The organism is Ochrobactrum sp. EDr1-4, assembly GCF_049199085.1.
In the GTDB taxonomy this organism is placed as follows: Bacteria; Pseudomonadota; Alphaproteobacteria; order Rhizobiales; family Rhizobiaceae; genus Brucella.
Genome location: NZ_JBLZOF010000002.1, coordinates 754,546 through 778,646 on the forward strand (window position 1 = coordinate 754,546; position 24,101 = coordinate 778,646).

The following is a 24,101-nucleotide window of genomic DNA, read 5'->3' on the forward strand; positions in this document are numbered from 1 at the left end:
TGTCAATGACTGACGTAGTGAATGACAAGAGCAAAGCGCCGAAGACGTCTAAAGACTGGGATTTGAGGGCGATTGCCCCTTTTATTGCGCTGCTTTTGCTGCTTGTTCTTGGAACAATTGCCAATCCGAATTTCATCAGTATCGATAATCTGCTCAATGTCGCAACACGCAGTGCGTTTATTGCGATTATCGCGCTAGGCGCGACCTATGTGATCTCGTCTGGTGGGCTTGATCTGTCCGTTGGTGCGATGGCTGCTTTTGTCGGCAGCATCATGATTATGTTTATGAACAGCGGTGTCATTGCCGATCCGGTAATGATGCTGATTGCGGCGGTGTTGCTTGCCGTTGTCGTGGGTGCGCTTTGCGGCTTGACCAACGGGTTGATCACGACCATGGGCGGGATAGAGCCCTTCATTGCGACACTCGGAACGATGGGGATTTATCGTGGTCTGACCACATGGCTATCGCAGGGCGGTGCAATTACCCTACGCAACCCTGAAATTCAGGCGCTTTATCGTCCTGTCTATTTTGGCGACGTGTTTGGTGTGCCGATTCCAGTAATTGCGATTTTGGTCACGGCAGCGATTGCGGCTTTCGTGCTCTATCGAACACGTTATGGACGCCATGTGATTGCGGTTGGCTCCAGCGAAGACGTCGCGCGTTATTCGGGCATCTCGGTCAAGCGCGTTCGCACGATTGCCTATGTCGTGCAGGGGCTTTGCGTGGCTGTTGCAGTTCTGCTTTATGTGCCGCGGCTTGGCTCGACTTCGGCAACAACCGGCATGTTGTGGGAGTTGCAGGCAATTACAGCGGTTGTGGTTGGCGGCACGGCGTTGCGCGGTGGCGTGGGGCGTGTCTGGGGTACGATCTGCGGCGCGTTCATTCTCGAAATCGTCGGCAACATCATGCTGCTTTCCAACTTCATCAGCGAATATCTGATCGGCGCTATCCAGGGTGCCATTATTATCATTGCCATGCTGGTACAGCGCTCGCTCTCACGAAGATAATGAGGGCTGACTAACGGCTTGGAATAGCAGGTTTGACGGGATTGATGGGGCGGTCCGGTCACACAGGAATAAAGCCCCCGAACACTTGGGAGGAAATAATGCGAGGAAAACTTTTAGGCGTTGCTTTTGCTGCTCTAGCAGCTGGGGCGTTAGCCTTCACTGGTGTTGCAAGCGCACAGGACAAAAAGGTGACGATCGGTGTATCGATCCCTGCTGCTGATCACGGCTGGACAGCGGGTGTTGTCTATCATGCAGAACGCGTTGCCAAGCTATTGATGCAGGAGCATCCGGGCCTCAACGTTATCGTTAAGACGTCCCCAGATGCGGCCAGCCAGGCCAATGCATTGCAGGATCTCGCTGTGCAAGGTCTCGATGGTCTGGTGGTTCTGCCGACCGATCCTGATCCGCTTGTAAATGCAATCAAGGAAATCAAGGACAAGGGCACATTTGTTGCGCTTGTTGATCGCGCGCCGAGCAACAACGATAATTCTATCCGCGATCTTTATATTGCGGGTAACAATCCGGCTCTCGGTCAGGTCGCTGGTGAGTATATTGCCAAGACCACGCCAGATGCGCAGGTCGTTGTCATTCGCGGCATGCCAATTCCAATTGATCAGCAGCGTCAGGACGGTTTTGACAAGGGCATTGCAGGCTCCAACGTTAAGGTTCTTGATCGTCAGTATGGCAACTGGAACCGCGATGATGCCTTCCGCGTGATGCAGGACTTCCTGACCAAGTATCCAAAGATTGATGTTGTCTGGTGTCAGGATGACGACATGGCTGTTGGTGTGCTCGAAGCCATCAAGCAGGCAAATCGTGAAGACATTCAGTATGTTATCGGCGGTGCTGGTTCAAAAGACATGATCAAGAAGGTCATGGATGGCGACAAGCTAATGCCGGTCGATGTGCTTTATCCACCAGCAATGGTTTCAACTGCGATGGAACTGGCTGCTGGTCATTTCTATGATCAGGTACCAGTCAGCGGCGAGTATATTCTCGATGCAACGCTGATCACCAAGGACAATGCCGAGCAGTTCTACTTCCCGGATTCTCCTTTCTAATATTGAAGTACGCGCCCGCTTTGCCGGGCGCGTATTTGCATTATGGCCATAAAATTTGCGTTATCTTTGGAGGATTTTTGATGAAGACGATCAAAGGGCCTGGGATTTTTCTCGGGCAGTTTGCGGGCGATGCAGCGCCATTTAATAGTTGGGACAGCATTACCAAATGGGCGGCTGAAAAAGGCTATGCCGGTGTGCAGGTGCCGACATGGGCAGGCCAATTGATCGATCTCAAAAAGGCTTCTGAATCCAAAGACTATTGCGATGAGTTTGCCGGTGTTGCGCGTGAGAACGGCGTTGAAGTCACCGAACTTTCGACGCATTTGCAGGGACAGCTTGTTGCAGTTCACCCGGCTTATGATGAGGCTTTTGATGGTTTTGCTGTGCCGGAAGTGCGCGGCAATCCGAAAGCGCGGCAGGCATGGGCTGTTGAGCAGGTGAAGATGGCGATCCGCGCTTCGCGTAATCTTGGCATCGGCGCACATGCTACCTTCTCAGGTGCTTTGGCTTGGCCGTTTGTCTATCCGTGGCCACAGCGTCCGGCTGGTCTGGTTGAGACGGCTTTTGATGAACTGGCGCGTCGCTGGCTGCCGATCCTTGATCATGCGGATGAGCATGGTGTTGATATTTGCTATGAAATCCATCCCGGCGAAGACCTGCATGATGGTGTGACGTTTGAGATGTTCCTTGAGCGTGTGAAGAACCATTCGCGCGCGAACATGCTTTATGATCCATCGCATTATGTGCTGCAATGTCTGGATTACCTCGACAATATCGATATTTACAAAGACCGGATCAGGATGTTCCACGTCAAGGATGCCGAGTTTAATCCGACCGGACGTCAGGGCGTTTATGGTGGCTATCAGGGCTGGGTCAATCGCGCCGGTCGCTTCCGCTCGCTCGGCGATGGTCAGGTCGATTTTGGTGCTGTATTCTCGAAAATGGCAGCGAATGACTTTGACGGCTGGGCGGTTGTCGAGTGGGAATGCGCACTCAAGCATCCTGAAGATGGTGCGCGTGAAGGTGCTGAGTTTGTCAAACACCACATTATTCGTGTGACGGAAAAGGCATTCGATGACTTTGCCGCAGGCGGGACCGACGATGCCGCCAATCGCCGTATGCTGGGATTGTAAAGCGTATCCCGAAAAGTGCGTAGCGGTTTTCGGCCAAGATACGCGAAAAAATATTAAGTAAGAGCGCCGATCTGATGAAGTCAGATCGAGTGCGCTCGGAGGAATAGCTATGACCATTGAAGCAAAGACCAAGGAAACAGCCAATCCGCGCATCCGGCTTGGCATGGTTGGTGGCGGTGCGGGTGCTTTTATTGGCGGTGTGCATCGCATGGCGTCGCGTCTTGATAACCGCTTTGAGCTTGTTGCGGGCGCTCTCTCGTCCTCAGCCGAAAAGGCGCAGGCATCAGGCCGTGAACTAGGACTTGCGGAAGATCGCATCTATTCAAGCTATAAGGACATGGCGATCCGCGAGGCCCGCCTTAAGAATGGCATTGAAGCCGTGGCAATCGTCACGCCAAATCATGTGCATTATGATGCTGCGAAAGAGTTTTTGCGCCGTGGCATTCATGTGATCTGCGATAAGCCGCTGACCTCGACTTTGGCTGATGCAAAGAAGCTTAAGAAAGTCGCTGATGAGAGTGGCGCATTGTTTGTGCTAACCCACAATTACACCGGCTATCCCATGGTGCGGCAGGCGCGCGAAATGATCGCCAATGGCGAGCTTGGTGATCTGCGTGTGGTGCAGGTGGAATATGCGCAAGACTGGCTGACCGAAGCGGTTGAAGAAACCGGAGCTAAAGGTGCAGTCTGGCGTACAGATCCGGCACAGTCTGGGCTTGGTGGGGCAACGGGTGATATTGGCACGCATGCCTTCAACCTTGCATCCTTTGTGACTGGTTTGACGCTTGAAAGCTTAGCAGCCGATCTCGACAGCTTTGTTCCGGGGCGTCGTCTTGATGACAATGCGCATGTCATGCTGCGATTTGCGGGTGGCGCCAAGGGTATGCTTTGGTGCAGTCAGGTTGCGCCGGGTAATGAAAACACCCTCCGCTTGCGGGTCTATGGCACAAAAGGCGGCATTGAATGGGCGCAGGAAGATCCTAACCGTCTGTGGTTTACACCATTTGGTGAGCCAAAGCGCCTGATCACGCGTGGCGGTGCAGGTGCTGGAGAGGCTGCGACGCGTGTAACCCGTATTCCGGGTGGTCATCCTGAAGGCTATCTTGAAGCTTTTGCAACGATCTATACAGAAGCTGCAAATGCAATTCAGGCGCGACGTGACAATGCGAAGGTTGATAGTGCGGTTATCTATCCAACCGTTGATGACGGGGTAAGAGGTGTATCGTTCATCGATGCCTGTGTTCGATCATCCAATAAAAATGGCGGATGGGTTCATATGGCATGATTTGTTGCAATCTGCTGATAGCTCACTGCATCGAGAAATGGCTGCAATAAATACGGAAATGCTCCCGGATTTGATCCGGGAGCATTGTTTGTTTGGTTTATGCGTTGTTCCTCACCAGTTCACTTTGAAGCCGATGTTGCCTTTGATTGCATAGCTGTCAGAGAAATGGTTGAGCGATGTGTTGATTGAGCCTTCGCCATACAGAGCATATTTGTTGTTTGCCCATGCATAGGTGCCACCTGCACCGATACCACCCCATGTGTCATCACTGTTGGTTGCCATATGGGTTCCTGCGTAATTCATACGGGCGTCACCCATGAGTTCCTGATAGAGATTGGCAATGCCATAGAGTGAGGTATTGACCATCAAGCCGTCCTTGCCTTTCCAGCTATTGGCATAGTTGGCAGCAAGGCCGATACGGGCATTCAGACTGTCACCGTTTCGATTGGAGATACGCGCACCATAGGTATCGGTAAATGTATCGAAATCAACGGATGACCATGTAAGCTGTGCTTGCGGTGTCAACGACCAATACGGGTCGAGATCAAAGCGCTGCCCTGCTTCAAGGCTGAGTGCATAGCCAAAGCCTTTGTTGCCATTGGCAAGCGTTGGGTTGGTTGCATCGACACCAAGGTCACTGTCATACCAGTTGGCTTGTGCCTGTGTGTCGAGATAGAAGCCGGAGGTGCCATACCAGGTGGCGTTCGCACCAAGCCCCCAACCCTGTGTGGTAATGCTGCCCGATCCATCGCCAGTGCGGTTATCGATATTCGAGCGTGCATTGCCATATTGCCCGGTGATGCCAGCAAGCAGTTTGCCGTTCTCATTCTCATAAAACTGACCATCGACACCGGCTTGCATGATGAAGGTATTGATGTCCTGATGCAGATCTCCCGCTGTAGACGCGTTTTCCAGACGATTATGCGCGCCTTCGATGCGACCCCAGATGGCCTTGCTGTCGCTTTCACCCGAGCTTTCATCTGAACTGGCCTGATCAGCACCACCCAGATAACGCTGACCCACGCGCTGTTGCAATGTTGGCAGAGCATTCAGAGCCTGCAGTGTTGACGTATAGGACTCATAGACAGGCGCTGCCGGACTGAAACGCCCCGGAGTAGGATCTGGAGGTGTCGGGCAGGTATTTGTCTTCTGACAATCCGGATTAACCGGGGGAACCGGATCGGTATTGCCTTTCTTGCTGACCAGATACCAATTGCCGTCATTGGGCGTATTTGTTCCGCCATGTTGTAAAGTATAGGCATAGGCAGAATCTGTCATGATGGCTTGCTGGCCATCCTTCGTGACGTAATCACCCTGAAGTGCAAAAATACCGTCTGAATTGCCGCCAACCGTAATGATCTCAATGCCATTATTCGTTGGCGCACCAAAACCATTGCGATTGGTAATATCGACTTTGGAAGTGCCGGATGTGTTACCACTGACATTCATACGATCTGTGAGCGAATTGTCATCACCAAACACCGCCTCCATATGCAGCGTGCCACCATTGCCGATGTAATTGCCTGAGACATTGAGAACAGTGCCGCCGCCTGTGCTACCGAAGAAGACATTTCCGGCATTGGTCAGGCCTGCTATAGAAGTGGAGAAGCCACCCAGTTTAAGGGAAGCATCGCTGGCCACATTATATGTGGAAGCAGCAGAGAGGCCACCAGCTGCGCCCTGAATGAGAGAACCTTCATTAACAGCTGTCAGGCCCGAATAATTGTTGGCACCATAAAGAACCAGATCTCCATCGTTATTCTTGGTGATCCCACCTGTGCCAGAGATTACTCCTGAGAAGTCACCATGCAGGTTCTGATCAAGCGTTAGCGTTCCAGAGCCAAGATTGATTGCCCCATCACCCGATTTCGTACCTAAAAGGCTGCCAACGCTTTCATTGAAGTTGGCAAGGTCAAGCGCCGCACCGCCATTGACCATGATATTGCCGGAACCAAACGCGTGCTCGGCAATACCAGCCTTCACTGTCCCTCCCTTGACCGTCAGCCCACCGCTAAACGTATTATTGCCGGAGAATGTTGTTGTGCCTGCGCCTTCTTTTGTAACTGCGCCAATACCGCTCACCTTATTTGCAAGCGTAAAATCATTATCCTTGTTGATTAGCAGACGGCCATGGTCAAACTGGGTGCTTGTAAGGGCAATCTCGCCACTATTGGCGATGCTGCCATTTCCGCTCAATTCCAACGTGCCCGCTGTCACAGTGGTTGTGCCGGTATAGGTGTTCGCACCCGTCAGATTGAGCGTGCCATAATCCGTTTTTGTGAAGCCATTCTGGCCATAAAGCACAGAGGCAATGGTTGCGATATCGCTGGCGCTATTGATCGTACCGTCACCAACATTGATCTGGTTGTCTTGCCCTCCAAGAGTGATCTGGCCTCCTTCAATGGTATAACCATTAACGAAGAACTGCATGCCACTCACGGATACGGCACCGCCGCTATCATCCACGATAACCGTACCCGCCGTGCCTGTGAAAATTGCAAACTGGCCGGTTGCCCATTTGCCGTTTAATTGCCCGTCTTTATCCGTCCAGTTGTCGTTGGTTGTATTCCAGGTGCCATTCCCACCATCAATGTGATTATTATCGTGCTTGGTAAGATCATCGCCATCCCAGAAGTTCAGCGTAACGCCAGCGGTATTGACCAAATTGATCTGATGATCGACGGATGTCTGAAGCGATACTTGCGAAGCGTCACCACCCTGCACAGTGCCAATAGCCAGTCCATTGTTGGTCAATGTCCCGGTATAGTCGAAAATACGATAGAGGCCGGGGCCGAAGCCACCTGCATCGGGTCATCCGCGCCTTCTTCAAAATGCAATTGGAAGCAGTCTTCTACCGCAAACCAGATTATGATAGGTTGTGATAATGCGCGATTGCCCAGTAAGATGGCACTGCTGCCAAATCTGCCCTGCGTACCTTCACTTACGCTACAAGCACCAATTCAGTGCTTATGTAAGCATCTATAAAGAAATAGATTATTCTTTTTCTGAAACTTAAATGCCGGATTTGTTTATCTACTCAGACTCTTTCAAAAAGTCTTCAAGCGATCCATCATCGCTGACCGCGAGCTCATCTCGGTCATGGGTATCTTGTTTCAATCATAATGCGATTTAGTTAAAATTGTCTAGCTACAACATGAACTCAAGCAAGAGTTTCGTTGTCGAGATAAGTAGCAACAGACAGCAATTCGCGTTTGCCAATTGCTCCGCATGCACATCAGCTTCGATATCTCCGCCCCCTTCCCCCGTTTCTACATCTGCGTAGCACAAGAAACCAACGGAGCACTTCGCCGTTAGGGCTTACAATATGAGCTTAAGCACGCTTGCCCAACTGCAATTATCCGAACCTAACGAAAAACAACGACCGCAACGGTTTGCGAAGCCCAATTCTAGATTCTACCTGATTTTAATCAAAGCTGGGCAAAAGGTGATTCCTCCACAAAAGAGCAGATGCGATGCCCTTGAGGTTCCATCACATCGACCGCAATAAAGGAAAAGCTGATCTAGCGATTCCATTAGACTGCGGTCTATTTTCTATAAATCGCTTTAATTTCAGCACCATAGATTGAACTCGATTCGTTAGGAACTCAATTGCCGCCAGATGAAAGAAGCCCGGTAACTCTTTGTTAATAGAGACCTCTTGCGGCAAAATAAGAATCGGACATAATGACGGTATTTAGGCGGTATTAGTTCCAGTGCCGTCACTAGGGATCCTAAGGCAATGAATATCGCAAATTCAACAGCAACTTTGTCGTTTGACGACATGATATTGATGCAAGGGCGAGAAATATCGCGCAAGCTCAATCAGCTGCGCCATGAGAACTTCCCACCGGATGCCCGTAAATCCTTACGGCAGTTTTCGATGGCTGAAGCTGCGTATTTCCTTGGTGTATCCCCCAGCAATTTGAAGAAACTTCATCTTGAAGGCAAGGGCGTTGAGCCAACCATTCTTTCCGGTGGCCGCCGCGCTTATTCTATTGAACAGGTTCAGGAACTTCGCCAGTGGCTTGATCGTAATGGCCGCGCCGAGGTTAAACGCTATGTGCCGCATCGCCGTGGCGATGAAAAGCTTCAGGTCATCGGCGTTGTGAACTTTAAGGGCGGATCGGGTAAGACAACAACTGCTGCGCACCTTGCGCAGCATCTCGCTCTAACGGGCCATCGCGTTCTGGCAATCGACCTCGATCCGCAGGCCTCCATGTCGGCACTGCATGGCATTCAGCCGGAGCTTGATGAATTTCCATCGCTTTACGAAGCCATTCGTTATGACGACCAGCGCAAGCCTATCCGCGACGTTATCCGCAAGACTAACTTTCCGGGCCTCGACATTATTCCTGCCATGCTTGAGCTACAGGAATATGAGTATGACACGCCACTTGCCATGCAGAATGGTGGCGAGGGCAAAACCTTCTTCAGTCGTATAGCTATGGCGTTGAACGAGGTCGAGCAGGATTACGATATCGTTGTCATCGATTGCCCGCCACAGCTTGGCTATCTGACGCTGACGGCTCTTTCAGCTGCAACATCCGTGCTGATAACCGTTCATCCGCAGATGCTTGATCTAATGTCTATGTCACAGTTTTTGCTAATGCTCGGCGACATTCTCAAGACCGTTCGTCAGGCGGGTGGGGCAGTGCATCTCGACTGGTTCCGCTATCTCATCACCCGTTATGAGCCAACCGATGTGCCACAGGCACAGATGGTCGGCTTCATGCAGAGCATGCTGGCATCCCATATGCTCAAGCATCAGATGCTGAAATCGACAGCTATCTCGGATGCTGGTCTTACCAAGCAGACGCTATATGAAGTTGAACGTTCATCCATGAACCGCGGGACTTACGATCGTGCGATGGAATCAATGGAACTGGTCAATTCAGAAATCCGCGGCCTCATTCATGAGGCTTGGGGTCGCTAAACTAAACTCTATTAGACTGCGGTCTAATTTCGAAATTATGGAATAAAATCAGTCTTATGCCTGGTTTGAGGATAAGAAAATGGCACGAAAGAACATTTTTGAGAGCGTTATGAGACCGGAAGCAGCGGAAGAACAGTCCGCAGCTCCGGTTGAAAGCGTTACACGTCGTTTCGGTGCCGCAAAATCTCTGTCTGCATCCATTGATGAACTCGCAAAGCAAGCGTCACAGAAACTAGATGGTGAGGCCATCGTTGAGCTTGACCCTACTGTTCTCGATGTTTCCTTTATCGCTGATCGTTTGCCAGAAGCGGATGATCAGGAATATGCCGAGCTACTCGACGCTATTCGCGAGCGCGGGCAGGACAGTCCTATTTTGGTGCGACCACATCCGCAGACCAGCGGGCGCTATATGATCGTGTTCGGTCATCGCCGTGCAAGTGTTGCCCGCGAACTCGGCATCAAGGTTAAGGCTGTTATCAAGCCACTGGAGGATCTTGAGCATATCCTCAGTCAAGGCCAGGAAAACTCTGCACGCGCCAATCTGAGCTTTATTGAACGTGTTCTGTTTGCAGCACGACTTGAAGATATGAACTTTAACCGCGAAGCCATTCAGGCGGCTCTTTCGGTCGATTATCAGACGCTGTCTAAGATGCTGACAATCCCACGCGCAATTCCGGAAGATATGCTTGTCGCAATTGGTCCAGCAAAGGGCATTGGACGTGATCGCTGGCTTGAACTGCGTAAGCTTATTGAAATGCCGGGGAAAGCCGATGCTGCACGTGAACTGATTGCGACTGATGCTTTTAGTAAGACGCAATCTGCAACACGCTTTGAACAGCTCTATGGCTATCTAAAAGGCGCTGGTCAGAAGAAGTCAGTAACGAAAGCTGCCGCAAGAGTAGGGACGTCGTGGACGCCAGAAGACAAAAGCGTCAATGTCACGATCAAAAAGACAGGCAAAACGGCAACGATGGCACTCGGTGCTGCAGATGGACAGCGTTTTGCCGAATGGATTTCTCGCAATCTCGATACGCTCTATGCGTCATTTAGAGATGATGAGACTTAAGTCAGTAAGCGTAATCTGAGTTGCCGGGATGCATAAAATGCATCTTGGTCAGTTTGAAATTGAAGCTTGAAGCGCCCTGTTTGTTCAGGTGCGGTGTCAGCTTTTAAAAATTACGTCGAGAGCAGGTGACGGTCACTTGCACGAACAATAGAAAAAGGGAAATCGAAGCAAAAGAAAAAGGCCCCCAAACGTCGCCGCGTGGAAGCCCTTCTCATTGGTTTAGCAGCTAGAGAATCGCAAATCTACGAATCACTGTCAAGTGTATTTAGCGTCATTTTGGCGGTTGGACCTCTTTTGCCTTGTGGAAGGTGAAAGAAAATGGAGTCTCAAATCGGTTTGACGCCCTTCGGTCGTCAACGGATGACTCATGCCTTGCTGACAGTTCAGCAAAAAGCACGGGAAATTCCGAAAGGGCTGGCTGTCGACAAGTGGCAGCTTCATCGCTGGCTTTGTGAGGGCAAAAGCGTTTTCGATCTCAGTGATCGTACGCTTGCTGTGTTGTCGGCATTGCTGTCATTTCATCCAGAAAACATACTGAGCGAAAGCAATGGTCTTGTTGTATTTCCATCCAACAAGCAGCTCTCGCTGCGTGCCCATGGCATGGCTGACGCAACACTGCGCAGACATCTGGCTGCGCTGGTCGATACTGGTTTCATTGCACGACAAGACAGCCCGAACGGCAAACGATATGCGCGTCGTACTAAATCTGGCGATGTAAAAATCGCTTTCGGTTTCTCACTTGCGCCGCTTCTTGCTCGCAAAAATGAGATTGAAGCAGCAGCAGAGCAGGTGAAGGCTGATAAAACATTGTTACGCGAAGTGCGGGAACAGCTCACTCTGTTACGTCGCGATATTTCAAAGACAATTGAATACGCGCTCGACCAGCATCTTGAAGGAGCATGGGCTGAAATCAGTACAGTTTTCAGAACTGTCGTCGACACTATTCCGCGCCGTGCTAATGCAGAAGAATTGAATGTTCTAATTCAAAAACTGGAACAGATTAATGCATCAATCAATAATACGTTGAAAAATAACGAAAAAGCCAAAGAATTGAGCGGCAGTGAATCTCAAAATGAGCGGCACTATTATGAATCAAAACCAGATTCCTATATTGATAGTAACGTCGCAGAACTTGAAACAGCTACACGCCCATCACTCAACACATCGCTGCCAAAGCACTTGCCTGAAAACACTGTCTCTCTTGATTTGGTCCTCAGAGCCTGTCCGGAGATTACATCCTACGCATCTTATCCAATCCTACACTGGCAACATCTGATCGACACGACAAAGAAGGTATGCACCTTTATCGGCATCGACAGCAGACTTCATCAGTTCGCTCTGAAGATCCTAGGTCAGGAGAATACAGCTATCGTGATTGCATATCTCTTGCAGCGCTATGAGCATATTAAGTCCGTAAGCGGCTATATGCGTATTCTGGTTGAAAAGGCTGCTGAGGATGGTTTCTCAGTCAAGGCACTCATGAACAGCGCTCTTCATGGCAAACGCAGGCAATCCTATGGGCCCCTACAATGATGGTCTCAGTATGGGATTTGCTTGAAAGGAAAGACCATAAAAATAGACGCCAGAATTTTCATCTGGCGCCCTTATATAATCTGAATAACGATGGTCTTACGACTGAGTGTCGATGACCGCCTTATCGTCATTCTTGGTTTTAACAAGTGAGACAACAATGCCTGCACCAAGGATTGCGAATGTAATACCGAGCGACCATGCCGGTGGGAACTTCTCCCAACCCATCAGGTCGGCAATGAACATCTTGGAGCCGATGAAGATCAGCAGAATGGACAATGCGTATTTGAGATAGGCAAAACGATGAAGGATCGCTGACAAGGCAAAGAACAAGGCTCTGAGACCAAGGATCGCAAAGATATTTGACGTATAAACGATGAAGGGATCCGTCGTGATTGTGAAGACAGCAGGCACCGAGTCTACCGCAAAGATAAGATCAGCAAATTCAATCATTACCAGTGCCAGGAAAAGCGGTGTCGCAAAACGAACCATCTTGCCTGTTTTGCCATCTTTGATGCGGACAAAGAACGAGTTACCATGCAGCTCATCCGTGACGCGCATATGCTTACGGGCAAAGCGCAACAATGGATTGCGGCTCAGATCAGGCTCTTCGTCATCCTTGGAGAACAGCATCTTGATACCCGTTACGATCAGGAAGACCGCAAAGATATAAAGCACCCAGTGGTAATTCGCGACAATAGTGGCACCAAGGCCAATCATAATACCGCGCAGGATAATGACGCCGAGGATACCCCAGAACAGCACGCGGTGCTGATACTTTCTCGGAATTGCAAAGAAACTGAAGATGAGCGCAATGACGAAGATATTATCAAGTGCCAGCGTCTTCTCAACAACGAAGGCTGTCAGATACTGAGCCGTTGCCTCACTGGTCATCTGCCACCAGACGAAACCCGAGAAAGCCAGTCCCAGCGTTATATAAAACGCTGACATTTTGAGACTTTCACCAATTTCAATCTCGTGGTCTTCTTTGTTGAAGACACCAAGATCCAGCACAAGAAGTGCCAGAACAATGCCGATAAACACCAGCCACATCCAGACCGGTGTTCCCATAAAGAGTGTAGTGAAAATTTCCATTTCCGACCTCTGTTTCATCTGACAAGGTCGGCGGGGATTTGTCCGGGCTGACCTCGAGCTTACTCGAAGTGGTCCGACATCACGGCTTCTAAGAAGCCGCCAGAGGGGCCCGGTCCACAGTGGTTAATTAGTAAGTGAAAATGACGTTTCAAGTTGGTCATGCGATTTTTTAGAAAAGAACCGTGTTAAAGGCGAAATCCCGGCACATTCTTAATTTTATAATGCGCCGGGCCGTTTAATCAGAAGCTCAAATCATCAAACGCCCGGATAATCGCATCTTTTGGGCTTTTGCTTGCAATGAGGCTCGCCAGAAGAATGCGCGCCTGACCGGGACGCAAAGTCTGCGAATGAACAGCACCCGCTGACACCAGATCATGTCCGCCACCGCCGCCACCATAGCCCGGCACCAGAACACCGGTTGGAACACGGCTTGAAACCACCACCGGGATATTCTGCTCGGTGCATTCCTTCACAGCTGCAACGATCGTTGCGTTCGCATTGCCAGAGCCCAAAGCGGCCAGCACAATGCCTTGGCTTTTAGCCTGAATGCTCGCCCGAAGATGCAGGTCGTCGCAACCGGGATGAATGGCAACAATATCGACCCGTGTTGTGCTGACAGATGCGGGCAGGCGGATAGCATCCGGTCTTTCCAGATCGCGCACTTCCCGAAATGCATCGGCGTGGTCACTGCTGAACTTGAATGCGCCCCATGCAGGCACGATCCTGCCGCCAAAGGAGATCAATACGCCTCTTTTGGCATTGGCCGGGTCTGTTGCGAGATTGATTGCAGTCGTCAGATTGTGTGGACCATCCGCATCGGGATGATCGGCAGTGAACTGCGCGCCGGTGAAAATCACCGGCTTGGAAAGATGGCGTTGCAAATGAACAAGCAGTGCCGTTTCTTCCATAGCATCCGTGCCATGCAGCACAACAACACCTTGAATTTCAGGATCGGCAATCTGGGTTGCAACCGCATCGGAGATTGTCTGCATATCGATCAGTGTCAGGCTGGATGAATCCTTGGCCATCAGATCAATGGGACGCAGCTGCGCGCCCACTTGCCCAAGCGTTGCAAGCAGATCGTCGCCATTGAGCGTCGGCGTGCTTGCGCCATCTTCCCCACGCTTGCTTGCAATAGTTCCACCGGTGGCGATGACCGCCACCAATGGTTTGAATTGCGAATTATTCACTCTGCCCCTCAATCAGTTATTTTTTGCGTCTCAGCTGCGCGTTCTGCCGCCAGACGATAGATTCGGTCACGCAAACTATACCAGCCAATAATAAGCGCGGGCACAATGATAATAAGCGAACCTATGGTGTAAGAGCCAACAGGATAGTCTGCTGCCATCAGAACCAGAACGCCGAATAGGAAAAACAGCGTCAGAATGCCGGTGTAAGGTGCGCCAAACATACGAAAATCCGGGCGTGCAATCTCGCCTTTGCGCGACAAATGCCAAAGTTTGAGCTGGCAAAGAATGATAACGCCCCATGCCGTAATGATACCGAGCGAAGCGAGGTTCAACGCGATTTCAAAGGCAGCGGCTGGCACATAGGCATTGAGGACAACGCCGAACGCAGTCACGACCGCTGTGACAGCAATGCCGCCATAAGGCACACCGCTCTTGTTCATCTTGGCAAGCGCTGCCGGTGCCGAACCCGAAACTGCCATCGAATGCAGAATGCGTCCGGTCGAGTAAAGGCCCGCATTCAACGATGACAGAACCGCTGTCAGCACGACGAGATTCATGATGACGTCCGCACCCTGAACGCCAATCTTGCTGAAGAATGTTACGAACGGGCTTTCGCCACCCGAATAAAGCGTATGCGGCAGCAGCAAGGTGAGCAGTAGAACCGACCCGACATAGAAGACCAACAGGCGGAAGACGACTGTTTTAATCGCACCTGGCATGATCTTGCGCGGGTCCTCTGTTTCGCCAGCGGTGGTGCCGATCAGCTCGATTGAGGCATAGGCAAAGACGACGCCTTGTATGATCACAAGGGCGGGTAGAATACCGTTCGGAAAGAAGCCGCCGCTTTCACGAATGAGGTGGAACCCTGGCTGATGGCCATCAATCGGCGTGCCGGACACTACGAAATAAATGCCCACAACCAGAAAGATTACCAGCGATAGCACTTTGACAAGACTGAACCAGAATTCCAGTTCGCCGAAAACCTTAACCGAGAGCAGGTTCATCGACAGCACGAGAATGAGTGCGGTCATCGCAAACATCCACTGGTCGATACCTTCGAGCCAAGGCACGTAATGCTTGAAGAAATTCATGTAGAGTGCGACGGCTGTCACGTCTGCAATCGATGTCATGGCCCAGTTGAGCCAGTACATCCAGCCCGCGGCAAAGGCCATTTTCTCGCCGTAGAATTCACGGGCATAGGAGACAAATGAGCCGGAGCTCGGGCGATGCATGATCAGCTCGCCAAGCGCGCGTAGCACCAGAAATGCGAAAAAGCCACAGACAGCATAAACGAACACAAGGGATGGACCAGCCTGGGCCAGACGTCCGCCGGCACCGAGAAACAGACCCGTACCGATTGCTCCCCCGATGGCAATCATCTGAATCTGACGCGGCTTCAGCGCCTTGTGATAGCCGCGATCCTCTTCTGTGAAGAGTTCACGTTCGGCTGGTGTGACCTTGAAATTTTCCGTTGTCATCGCTCCTCCCTGAGAGCTCAGTTTTGAACAAGTTCTATAGCTTTTGCAGTGATCGCAATGAGTAACGGTAATGTTGAAACAGTCAGATACATGGAGCGCGCACGCGGCGCGGCAATGCATCTTTTGTTTTAATTGAAAGCATTGTTGAGAAAAGAAACCTCAGCACCATTATGGGCAGATTTCTTGTCACGCTTCAATTCGTTCCCATTGCATTTTCTGTAAAGCTGCATGACAGATTTAATGAAAGTCTTAACGCATATCAGAAAACGCGAGTCAAGTTCACAAGTGAGTTGACGATTGTCGCAGGGAGGAGTAACCGATTTCAATCTGTCATGCTGTCAGACAGATTTATCGTTTCGAGTTCAGGAGGACAAAGTGGTCGGAACGCGCATTGAACATGATCTGCTTGGTGCAAAGGAGGTGCCCGCAGATGCTTACTGGGGCGTCCATACGGCGCGAGCAGTGGATAATTTCCAGATCACCGGCGTCACCATTGGACGCTATCCCTATCTCGTGCGCGGCCTGACTTTCGTCAAAGAAGCCGCAGCACTGGCCAATCATGAGCTCGGCCTGTTGAGCGGCCAGCATCTGGATGCAATTGTAAGCGCCTGCCGCGAAATCCGCGATGGTGCGCTGCATGATCAGTTCGTGGTCGATGTCATTCAGGGCGGTGCGGGCACTTCCACCAACATGAATGCAAACGAGGTTATCGCCAATCGTGCGCTGGAATTGCTTGGGCATGAAAAGGGCGATTACGCGCATCTGCATCCCAACGACCATGTCAATCTCAGCCAGTCGACCAATGATGCCTATCCGACCGCAATTAATGTCGGTCTGATTGAAGCCATTGATGAGCTGGCTGATTGCATGGAACTTCTTCAGGCATCGTTTGAGCGTAAAGCGCGCGAATTCGACAAGATGCTGAAGGTTGGGCGCACACAGCTTCAGGATGCTGTGCCGATGACACTTGGTCAGGAGTTCCGCACCTTTGCAGTGATGCTTGGAGAAGATCGCCTGCGGCTGCTTGAATCGGCAAAGCTTCTGCACGAAATCAATTTAGGCGCCACGGCAATCGGCACCGGGCTTAATGCACCAAAAGGCTATGCGGCGCTAGCCTGTGAGCATCTTTCGCGACTGACAGGTCGCCCGCTGGTCACCGCCAGCGATCTGATTGAAGCAACGCAGGATCCGGGCGCTTTTGTGCATCTTTCAGGTGTTTTGAAGCGCGTTGCGGTCAAGCTTTCCAAGACCTGCAACGATCTGCGGCTTTTGTCGTCCGGTCCGCGTGCCGGTATCGGCGAAATCAACCTGCCAGCCGTTCAGGCAGGCTCCAGCATCATGCCGGGCAAGATCAATCCGGTGATCCCGGAAGTAGTCAATCAGGTGGCTTTTGCGGTCATCGGCAGCGACATCACGATCACCATGGCAGCCGAAGGCGGTCAGTTGCAGTTGAATGCGTTTGAGCCAATTATTGTGCGCTCACTCTCGGAAAGTATCAGCCATCTGGGTGCTGCCTGCCGCATTCTTGCAGAACGCTGTGTGGATGGTATAACCGCCAATCCGGAAATCATGGCGCGGCGTGTGGAGGAATCCATCGGTCTTGCAACAGCGCTTAATCCGCTGATCGGCTATTATGCGGCGACCAAAGTTGCACAGGAAGCGCTTGCCACTGGTCAGACGGTGCCGGAGGTCGTGCTTGCGCAGGGCCATATGACAGTGGAACAATTGCAGCAGGCGCTGAAGCCTGAGCACCTTGCCAATCTGGCGATTGAAGCCTGAGAATGAAGCGCATCGGACATTTAGTCTGATGCGCTTTTTTCTTTCGCCATAATGGTTGTGACAGCCAGCTTCACCTGACCGAGATGGCTCTGCATGGCCAGACGCGCCTGTTCTTCGGAGCCACTCTTTATCGCCTCGGCAATCTGGCGATGCTCGATGTTGGAAGCCTCGCGGCGGCCGGCCATCAGATTGACAAGTTCCGACTGGCGCGAAAGGGCCACGCGGGCATCAGCCACAATTTTCGCAAACATTGCATTGCCGGAAGCAGCCGCAATCATGCTGTGAAATTCGGTGTCGAGCAGCACCCATTTATGCGGATCGGTCTGCTTTTCCATGCGATCGCAAAGATCAATGAGCTTTGCCATCTGATCATCCGTGTGGCGGATTGCGGCCCATCCGGCTGCTGGCACTTCGATGAAGGGGCGGGCCTCGATCAGATCGCGCGCCGAATAGCCGCCATAGCTCAGTTCCGGGCCGGGCGATGCTTTAAGAACATAGGTACCGCTTCCGGTGCGTGTATGAGTGAGGCCAAGCGTTTGCAGCGAGCGCAGAGCCTCGCGGACGATCGGGCGGCTTACACTGTATTTTTCAGCGAGTTGGGCTTCTGATGGCAAGCGCGTTCCTATGGTCAGTCGTCCATTAGCAATGGCCGAACGAATATCCTCGAAAACGATTTCCGTAGCACTTTTCCGGCTTACCGGACTGGAATCTGCCAGCCATTCAGTGACCACCTAAAACTCTCCCGCTTTTTAGCAACCTGTCTTACAGCTAGGCAATTTATGACAGCAGAGCAACAGTTGTTTGGGCAACTTCGTATTTAGTAGCAACTAAAAGAGGCTTGTTTCACGAGCTTGGTTCTGTATCAAAGGTACTCTAAGTGCTCAGATACGAATCCAGCTATCCGTTTGCGGATAAATTGGTAATGTCTGATTTACGAGCGTGCGGGTGGACGACGACCGCGCGGGATGAGGGACAACTACAGAAGAGTAACATTCATGTCTGTTCGGTTTAATCGGCTTTTACTAGCCTTTACGACTGCGTTCTGCTTTGCGACATCGTTAGGCGCTCATGCCGCAGAAACCCGGAAAATCGAGACCACGCAGGACGCTGATTATTTCGGCTTTGATCTGCGGACCGAAAAGAACGTCTCGCTCGCTCAATGTAAAAGCACCTGTCTTGGCGATAATGCCTGTCTGGCCTTTACCTATAATCCGAAGGTCAAGTGGTGCTTCCTGAAATCCGATTTCAATACGTTGAATGAATCTGTCGGCTCCATTGCTGGCAAGGTTGTGACAGAGGAAGCTGCCGCTGTTGCTGAAGCCGCAGCGGTCGCCGTTGAAGATATTGGCGCTGCACCTGCCATCTCGTTCTTCGCCGCTAATCTGGTTGACGAAGCCCGTCGCCTCAAGCGCGAAATGGCGGGATTGGAAAGCTCCGAAAGCCTGCGCACTTTGCGCAACGAAGCGGGGTCTGCTGGCCTGAATGGTGATCCACGCACCGCAATGGAAAAGTTCCGTTTGGCTGCCAGCATGTCGCCGGATGAAAGCCAGCTCTGGGCTGGATATGCGCTGTCAGCGCTTTTGACTGAACCGTCCAACGGACAGGAACGTTCCAAGTTCCAGCGCGATGCGACGTCGGCTTCATGGTTTGCCTATCAGACCTCGCGCACGAAAGATGACCGCGCACAGGCGCTTGCCGTCATGGCGCAGGCACTCGAAAAGCGCGATGCATCGCGCCCGGCCTTGCAAGCCTATGAAGCAAGCCTTGATCTCGTCAATTCCGCATCGGTTCGTGCCGTTTATGAAGATCTGAAAGCCCGCAAAGGCTTCCGCATCATCAATAATACGGTCGATAATGATAATGCCGCGCCGCGCATCTGCGCGCAATTCTCGGAAGAGCTGGTGAAAAGCGGTGTCGATTATTCGAGCTTCGTTACACTCGATAATGGCGCGCCAAAAGCCGTTGACGCCAAGGACCGCCAGATTTGCGTCGAGGGTTTGGAACATGGCCGCAATTATAATGTGACGTTCCGTCAGGGTCTGCCATCGGCTGTTGGTGAAGTGCTGCCAGCACCGGTCACATTGTCGATTTATGTGCAGGATCGTGCACCATCGGTGCGCTTTACCGGCGACAGTTTTGTGCTGCCTGCGAAAGCCCGTCGCGGCATTCCGTTGGTCAGCGTCAATTTGAATGCAGCCAAGGTCAAGCTTTATCGCGTTGGCGACCGTTCGCTGGCACAGCTTCTCTCCGGCTATCAGTTCCTACGCCAGTTGGACAGCTATGACATCAGCACGGTTTCCGAACAGATGGGTGCGCCTGTCTGGCAAGGCGAAATCGATATTGCAGGCAATGAGCTGAACAAGGAAGCAACGACCAGTTTCCCGGTTGATGAAGCACTGCCGGAACGCAAGCCCGGCGTCTACGTGCTGACTGCTGAGCCGCTGGTTCAGAAGTCCGATGATGAATATGGCACTAAGGCAACGCAGTGGTTTGTCGTTTCCGACATCGGCCTTTCGACTTATACCGGACAGGACGGCATCAATGTGTTTGCCCGCTCGCTGGAAAGCGCAGAGCCGCTTAAAGGCGTGAAGCTGACGCTGCTTGCACGCAACAATGAAGTGCTGGGCGAAGCGACCACCGACAGCGATGGCCGGGCGACGTTTACGCCGGGACTGACACGCGGCACAGACGGTATGGTGCCAGCGGTGCTGATGGCAAGTAGCGATGATGAGGATTTCACATTCCTCGATATGGCTCGCGCCGGTTTCGATCTTTCCGATCGTGGTGTGACGGGCCGTGCCGTGCCGAAAGCGCTTGATCTTTATGCATGGACAGAGCGCGGTATCTACCGCGCGGGCGAAGTTGTGCATGTAGGCGCGCTTGCACGTGACGATACCGCAACGGCAATTGACGATCTGCCGCTCACCTTCATCTTCTCGCGTCCTGATGGCGTGGAAGATCGCCGTCTCGTTTCCGATAGCAAATTGGCCGGTGGTCATGCCATCGACCTGACCTTGCCGTCGAACGCCATGCGTGGCACATGGTCGGTGTCGATCTATACCGATCCCAAGCAGCCAGCGATTGCCACGCAGATGTTCCTGGTTGAAGATTTTGTGCCGGACCGGATCGAGTTCGATCTGACGTCTGACAAGCCGGAAATCGCTGTGGGCGAAACCGCAAATATCACCGTGGACGGTCGTTTCCTCTATGGTGCGCCTGCCGCCGGTCTTGCGCTTGAAGGCGAAGTCACGCTTTCGACCAAGCGTCAGTGGGACCGCTTCAAGGGCTATTACTTTGGCCTCGCCGATGAAGAACAGGGCGAAGCCACACGCCTGCCGCTCGATGGCCTGTCAAAAGTCGATGACAACGGCAAGGCGACTTTCCCGGTTACAATCGATGAAATGCCGTCAACAACGCGTCTCGTAAACGCAGCCGTGACCGTTCGTATGCGCGAAACCGGCGGTCGCGCGGTTGAGCGCAAGATCGATGTTGCCATTCAGCCGGAAACCGATCTCATCGGCATTCGCCCGGATTTTGCTGGCGATGAAGTTCCGCAGGGCGGAACTGCAAAGTTCAGCATGATCGCCTCTGACAGCAAGGGTGATCGCAAGGCGCTTGATGGCGCACAATGGTCGCTGGTCAAGATCGAGCGTAATTATCAGTGGTATCGCAGTGGCAACAGCTGGAACTATGAGCCGGTCACTTTCACCAAGGCGATTGCCAACGGCAAGATTGACCTTACAACCGATAGCGAGGCTGAAATCAGTCTGCCGGTCGATTGGGGTCGCTACCGTCTGGAAATCGAAACAGCTGATGCTTCGGGTCCGGTCACAAGCTATGAATTTGATGCGGGCTGGTTTGTCAGCTCAACCTCGACCGAAACACCGGACGGGCTCGAAATCGCGCTCGACAAGGAACATTATGCGGCGGGTGACACGGCAGAACTGAAAATCTCCCCGCGTTTTGCAGGTGAGGTGCTCATCACCATTGGTGCGGAAAAGCTGCTTAAGACAATCACCGCAAGCGTGCCGGAGGGTGGCACGACCATCGATATTCCGGTGGGTGAGGATTGGGGTGCGGGTGCCTATGTAACAGTAACGCTGTTCCGTCCGGGTGAGGCTATTGAAAGCCGTATGCCTGCGCGTGCGATTGGCCTTAAATGGCTGAAGGTCGATCCTGCCGACAAGCAGCTTGCAGTCAAGCTGACCCCGCCTGAAAAGATCACACCGCGTTCCACACTTTCCATCCCGGTTTCGGTTGAAAATGCGGGTGGCGAGCAGGCCTATGTCATGGTGGCAGCGGTCGATGTCGGCATTCTCAATCTGACACGCTATCAGCCGCCGAACCCTGAAAACTGGTTCTTCGGCCAGCGTCAGCTGGGCCTTGAAATGCGCGATATGTATGGTCGCCTGATCGATGGTTCGCTCGGCGTCACCGGCAAGCTGCGCACAGGTGGCGATGGTGGCAATATGGCAGCGGAAGGCAGCCCGCCCACCGAAAAACTGGTTGCGCTGTTCTCCGGTCCGGTTGAACTCGACAGTGACGGCAAGGCAACAATTACTTTCGACATACCGCAGTTCAACGGCACCGCGCGCGTCATGGCGGTAGCATGGACCAAGAAGGCAGTCGGCCATGCGGTTGCGGATGTTATCATCCGCGATCCTGTGGTCATCACCGCTGGTCTGCCACGCTTCATGGCCCCTGGCGATCAGGCCAATATCCGCTTCGATATTGCCAATACGGATGCACCGGACGGCGATTATCGTGTGAGCCTTGAGACCACTGATAATCTCGGTGTTGAGGTTGGCTCCTATCCTGAAAGCATCGCGCTTAAAGGTGGCAAACGGCAGTCGATTACCGTTCCACTCAATGCTGTGGCCACGGGTGCGGGTGGTGTGACGATCCGGCTTTCCAACGATGCAGGCCTCAATGTTGAGCAGGCTTTGGCATTGCCGGTGCGTCCGGTCGATCTGCCGGTCACAAGCCGCCATGTCGTCAATCTCACGGCCAATGGCGGAAGTGTGAGAGTCGATGGTGGCCTTCTGTCTGAAAGCCTGCTTGATGGTGCTTTTGTCAGCGTTGGTGTGACGCGAAGTGCCGCATTTGATGTGCCAGCATTGTTGATGGCGCTCGACCGCTATCCTTATGGCTGCACAGAGCAGACCACCAGCCGCGCACTGCCGCTGCTTTATTTGAGCGAAATGGCTGCAGGTACGGAAGCGGCAGCGGGTCTGGAAAGTCAGGAAGAACTTAAAAAGCGCGTACAGGATTCCATCTTCCGCGTGCTCAACAACCAGTCTTCAAGCGGTTCGTTTGGCCTCTGGTCGCCGGGATCGGGTGATCTCTGGATGGACGCCTATGTGACCGACTTTCTGACGCGTGCCCGCGAAAAGGGCTATGACGTGCCGCAGCAGGCGATGCTGTCCGCACTTTCTAATCTGCAAAATGCGCTCGGCTATACCACCGACGTCAAGGAACGCGGCAACGACATTGCCTATGCGCTTTATGTTCTGGCACGCAACAAGAAGGCTTCAGTTGGCGATCTGCGTTACTTTGCCGATACCCAGCTTGAAAACTTTGCAAGCCCGATGGCCGTTGCCCAGCTTGGTGCAGCATTAGCGCTTTATGGTGACCAGCCGCGTTCGGAACGCGTGTTCAATGCGTCGCTCCAGCTCGCAACCAGCCAGTCCAGCTATGACTATAATCGCTCCGATTATGGTTCGCCGCTGCGTGATGGCGCGGCAATGCTGGCTCTTGCGTCGGAAACCAAGCCTGCGCCGAAAGTGCTGCCATCGCTGATTACGCTGGTCGAGTTCCAGCGCGAAAAGGCACGTTATCTCAGCACGCAGGATCAGGCATGGATGCTGCTTGCAGCACGCGGGCTTCAGGATGACAATGGCGCAATCAGCCTCGACATCAATGGCACAGCGCATCAGGGCGCGTTCTCCGAGCGTCTCAATGGTGCAGCCCTTGAAACGCAGCAGCTGGTCGTCACCAACAAGGGGCAAGGTTCGGTTGATGCGGTCGTCACGGCTGTTGCAGCACCTGCTCAGTCGCTGCCTGCGGGTGGAGAAGGTTTCAACATCGAGCGCACTTATTATACGCTTGATGGGGGAGCTGCCAATGTCACCGGGGTCAATCAGAATGAGCGCTATGTTGTTGTTCTGAAAATCGACGATCTGCAGGAATGGCAGTCGCGTCTGCTTGTGACCGATCTGCTGCCAGCTGGTTTCGAGATCGACAATCCGGGCCTTGTTTCCAGTGCCGATCTTGGCAATTTCCCATGGCTTGAAAGCACACAGGCAGCGCATCTCGAATTCCGCAATGATCGTTTTGTGGCCGCTTTCGACCGCTCTGCAGGCGAGAAGAAGCCGATTACGCTCGCTTATGTGGTGCGTGCGGTGACGCCCGGTCTTTACACCCATCCGGCAGCAACGGTTGAGGATATGTATCGTCCGCAATTTGCAGCGCGCACGGCGACAAGCATGATGGAGGTGGCGGCACCGTAAGCCATGATCCCGAAAAGTGGGAACCGGTTTTCGGA

The 24,101-nt window shown here is 52.5% G+C and carries 14 protein-coding genes; 9 read left to right on the top strand and 5 right to left on the bottom strand.

Annotated elements, in window-relative coordinates:
- Positions 1-5: 5 nt before the first annotated feature.
- The 4 genes from ACOZHT_RS09875 (at position 6) to ACOZHT_RS09890 (ending at position 4,486) form a co-directional block, all read left to right on the top strand.
- On the top strand, positions 6-1,007 hold the full coding sequence (locus ACOZHT_RS09875) for an ABC transporter permease (protein ID WP_339514763.1): 1,002 nt from the start codon (positions 6-8) through the stop codon (positions 1,005-1,007).
- Between the two features lie 98 nt (positions 1,008-1,105).
- Positions 1,106-2,068 (top strand): substrate-binding domain-containing protein, encoded by a 963-nt coding sequence (locus ACOZHT_RS09880; protein ID WP_339514761.1) that lies wholly within the window; start codon positions 1,106-1,108, stop codon positions 2,066-2,068.
- 80 nt (positions 2,069-2,148) lie between these two features.
- Complete coding sequence (locus tag ACOZHT_RS09885; protein WP_339514759.1) at positions 2,149-3,201, top strand: sugar phosphate isomerase/epimerase; 1,053 nt, start codon at positions 2,149-2,151, stop codon at positions 3,199-3,201.
- A 109-nt stretch (positions 3,202-3,310) separates the two neighbouring features.
- On the top strand, positions 3,311-4,486 hold the full coding sequence (locus ACOZHT_RS09890) for a Gfo/Idh/MocA family oxidoreductase (RefSeq protein ID WP_339514757.1): 1,176 nt from the start codon (positions 3,311-3,313) through the stop codon (positions 4,484-4,486).
- A gap of 111 nt (positions 4,487-4,597) precedes the next feature.
- Here ACOZHT_RS09890 and ACOZHT_RS09895 read toward each other — a convergent pair whose 3' ends face one another.
- Positions 4,598-7,240, bottom strand: a complete 2,643-nt coding sequence (locus tag ACOZHT_RS09895) for an autotransporter outer membrane beta-barrel domain-containing protein (protein ID WP_421565660.1) — start codon at positions 7,238-7,240, stop codon at positions 4,598-4,600.
- 985 nt (positions 7,241-8,225) lie between these two features.
- Here ACOZHT_RS09895 and repA point away from each other — a divergent pair.
- The 3 genes from repA (at position 8,226) to repC (ending at position 12,018) form a co-directional block, all read left to right on the top strand.
- On the top strand, positions 8,226-9,419 hold the full coding sequence (gene repA / locus ACOZHT_RS09900) for a plasmid partitioning protein RepA (protein ID WP_339513061.1): 1,194 nt from the start codon (positions 8,226-8,228) through the stop codon (positions 9,417-9,419).
- Between the two features lie 79 nt (positions 9,420-9,498).
- Complete coding sequence (gene repB / locus ACOZHT_RS09905; RefSeq protein WP_339513059.1) at positions 9,499-10,485, top strand: plasmid partitioning protein RepB; 987 nt, start codon at positions 9,499-9,501, stop codon at positions 10,483-10,485.
- 318 nt (positions 10,486-10,803) lie between these two features.
- Positions 10,804-12,018 carry a plasmid replication protein RepC gene (gene repC / locus ACOZHT_RS09910; RefSeq protein WP_339513057.1) on the top strand — a complete coding sequence of 405 codons (1,215 nt, stop codon included), beginning with the start codon at positions 10,804-10,806 and terminating at the stop codon, positions 12,016-12,018.
- A 96-nt stretch (positions 12,019-12,114) separates the two neighbouring features.
- Here repC and ACOZHT_RS09915 read toward each other — a convergent pair whose 3' ends face one another.
- From ACOZHT_RS09915 to ACOZHT_RS09925, 3 genes are all read right to left on the bottom strand, one after another.
- Positions 12,115-13,110 (bottom strand): TerC family protein, encoded by a 996-nt coding sequence (locus ACOZHT_RS09915; protein WP_339513055.1) that lies wholly within the window; start codon positions 13,108-13,110, stop codon positions 12,115-12,117.
- Positions 13,111-13,349: 239 nt separating this feature from the next.
- Complete coding sequence (locus ACOZHT_RS09920; RefSeq protein WP_339513053.1) at positions 13,350-14,300, bottom strand: asparaginase; 951 nt, start codon at positions 14,298-14,300, stop codon at positions 13,350-13,352.
- Between the two features lie 8 nt (positions 14,301-14,308).
- Positions 14,309-15,778: an amino acid permease gene (locus ACOZHT_RS09925; protein ID WP_339513051.1), complete on the bottom strand. Its 1,470-nt coding sequence runs from the start codon at positions 15,776-15,778 to the stop codon at positions 14,309-14,311.
- A gap of 375 nt (positions 15,779-16,153) precedes the next feature.
- Between ACOZHT_RS09925 and ACOZHT_RS09930 the strand changes: the two genes are divergently transcribed.
- Positions 16,154-17,557 carry an aspartate ammonia-lyase gene (locus ACOZHT_RS09930; protein WP_339513049.1) on the top strand — a complete coding sequence of 468 codons (1,404 nt, stop codon included), beginning with the start codon at positions 16,154-16,156 and terminating at the stop codon, positions 17,555-17,557.
- A 20-nt stretch (positions 17,558-17,577) separates the two neighbouring features.
- Here ACOZHT_RS09930 and ACOZHT_RS09935 read toward each other — a convergent pair whose 3' ends face one another.
- A complete protein-coding gene (locus ACOZHT_RS09935; protein WP_421565661.1) occupies positions 17,578-18,288 on the bottom strand; it encodes a FadR/GntR family transcriptional regulator in 711 nt (236 codons plus the stop codon).
- Positions 18,289-18,552: 264 nt separating this feature from the next.
- Here ACOZHT_RS09935 and ACOZHT_RS09940 point away from each other — a divergent pair, with 264 nt between their 5' ends.
- Positions 18,553-24,066, top strand: coding sequence for an alpha-2-macroglobulin family protein (locus tag ACOZHT_RS09940; protein WP_339513046.1), 5,514 nt, complete (start codon positions 18,553-18,555; stop codon positions 24,064-24,066).
- The last annotated feature ends 35 nt before the right edge of the window (positions 24,067-24,101 follow it).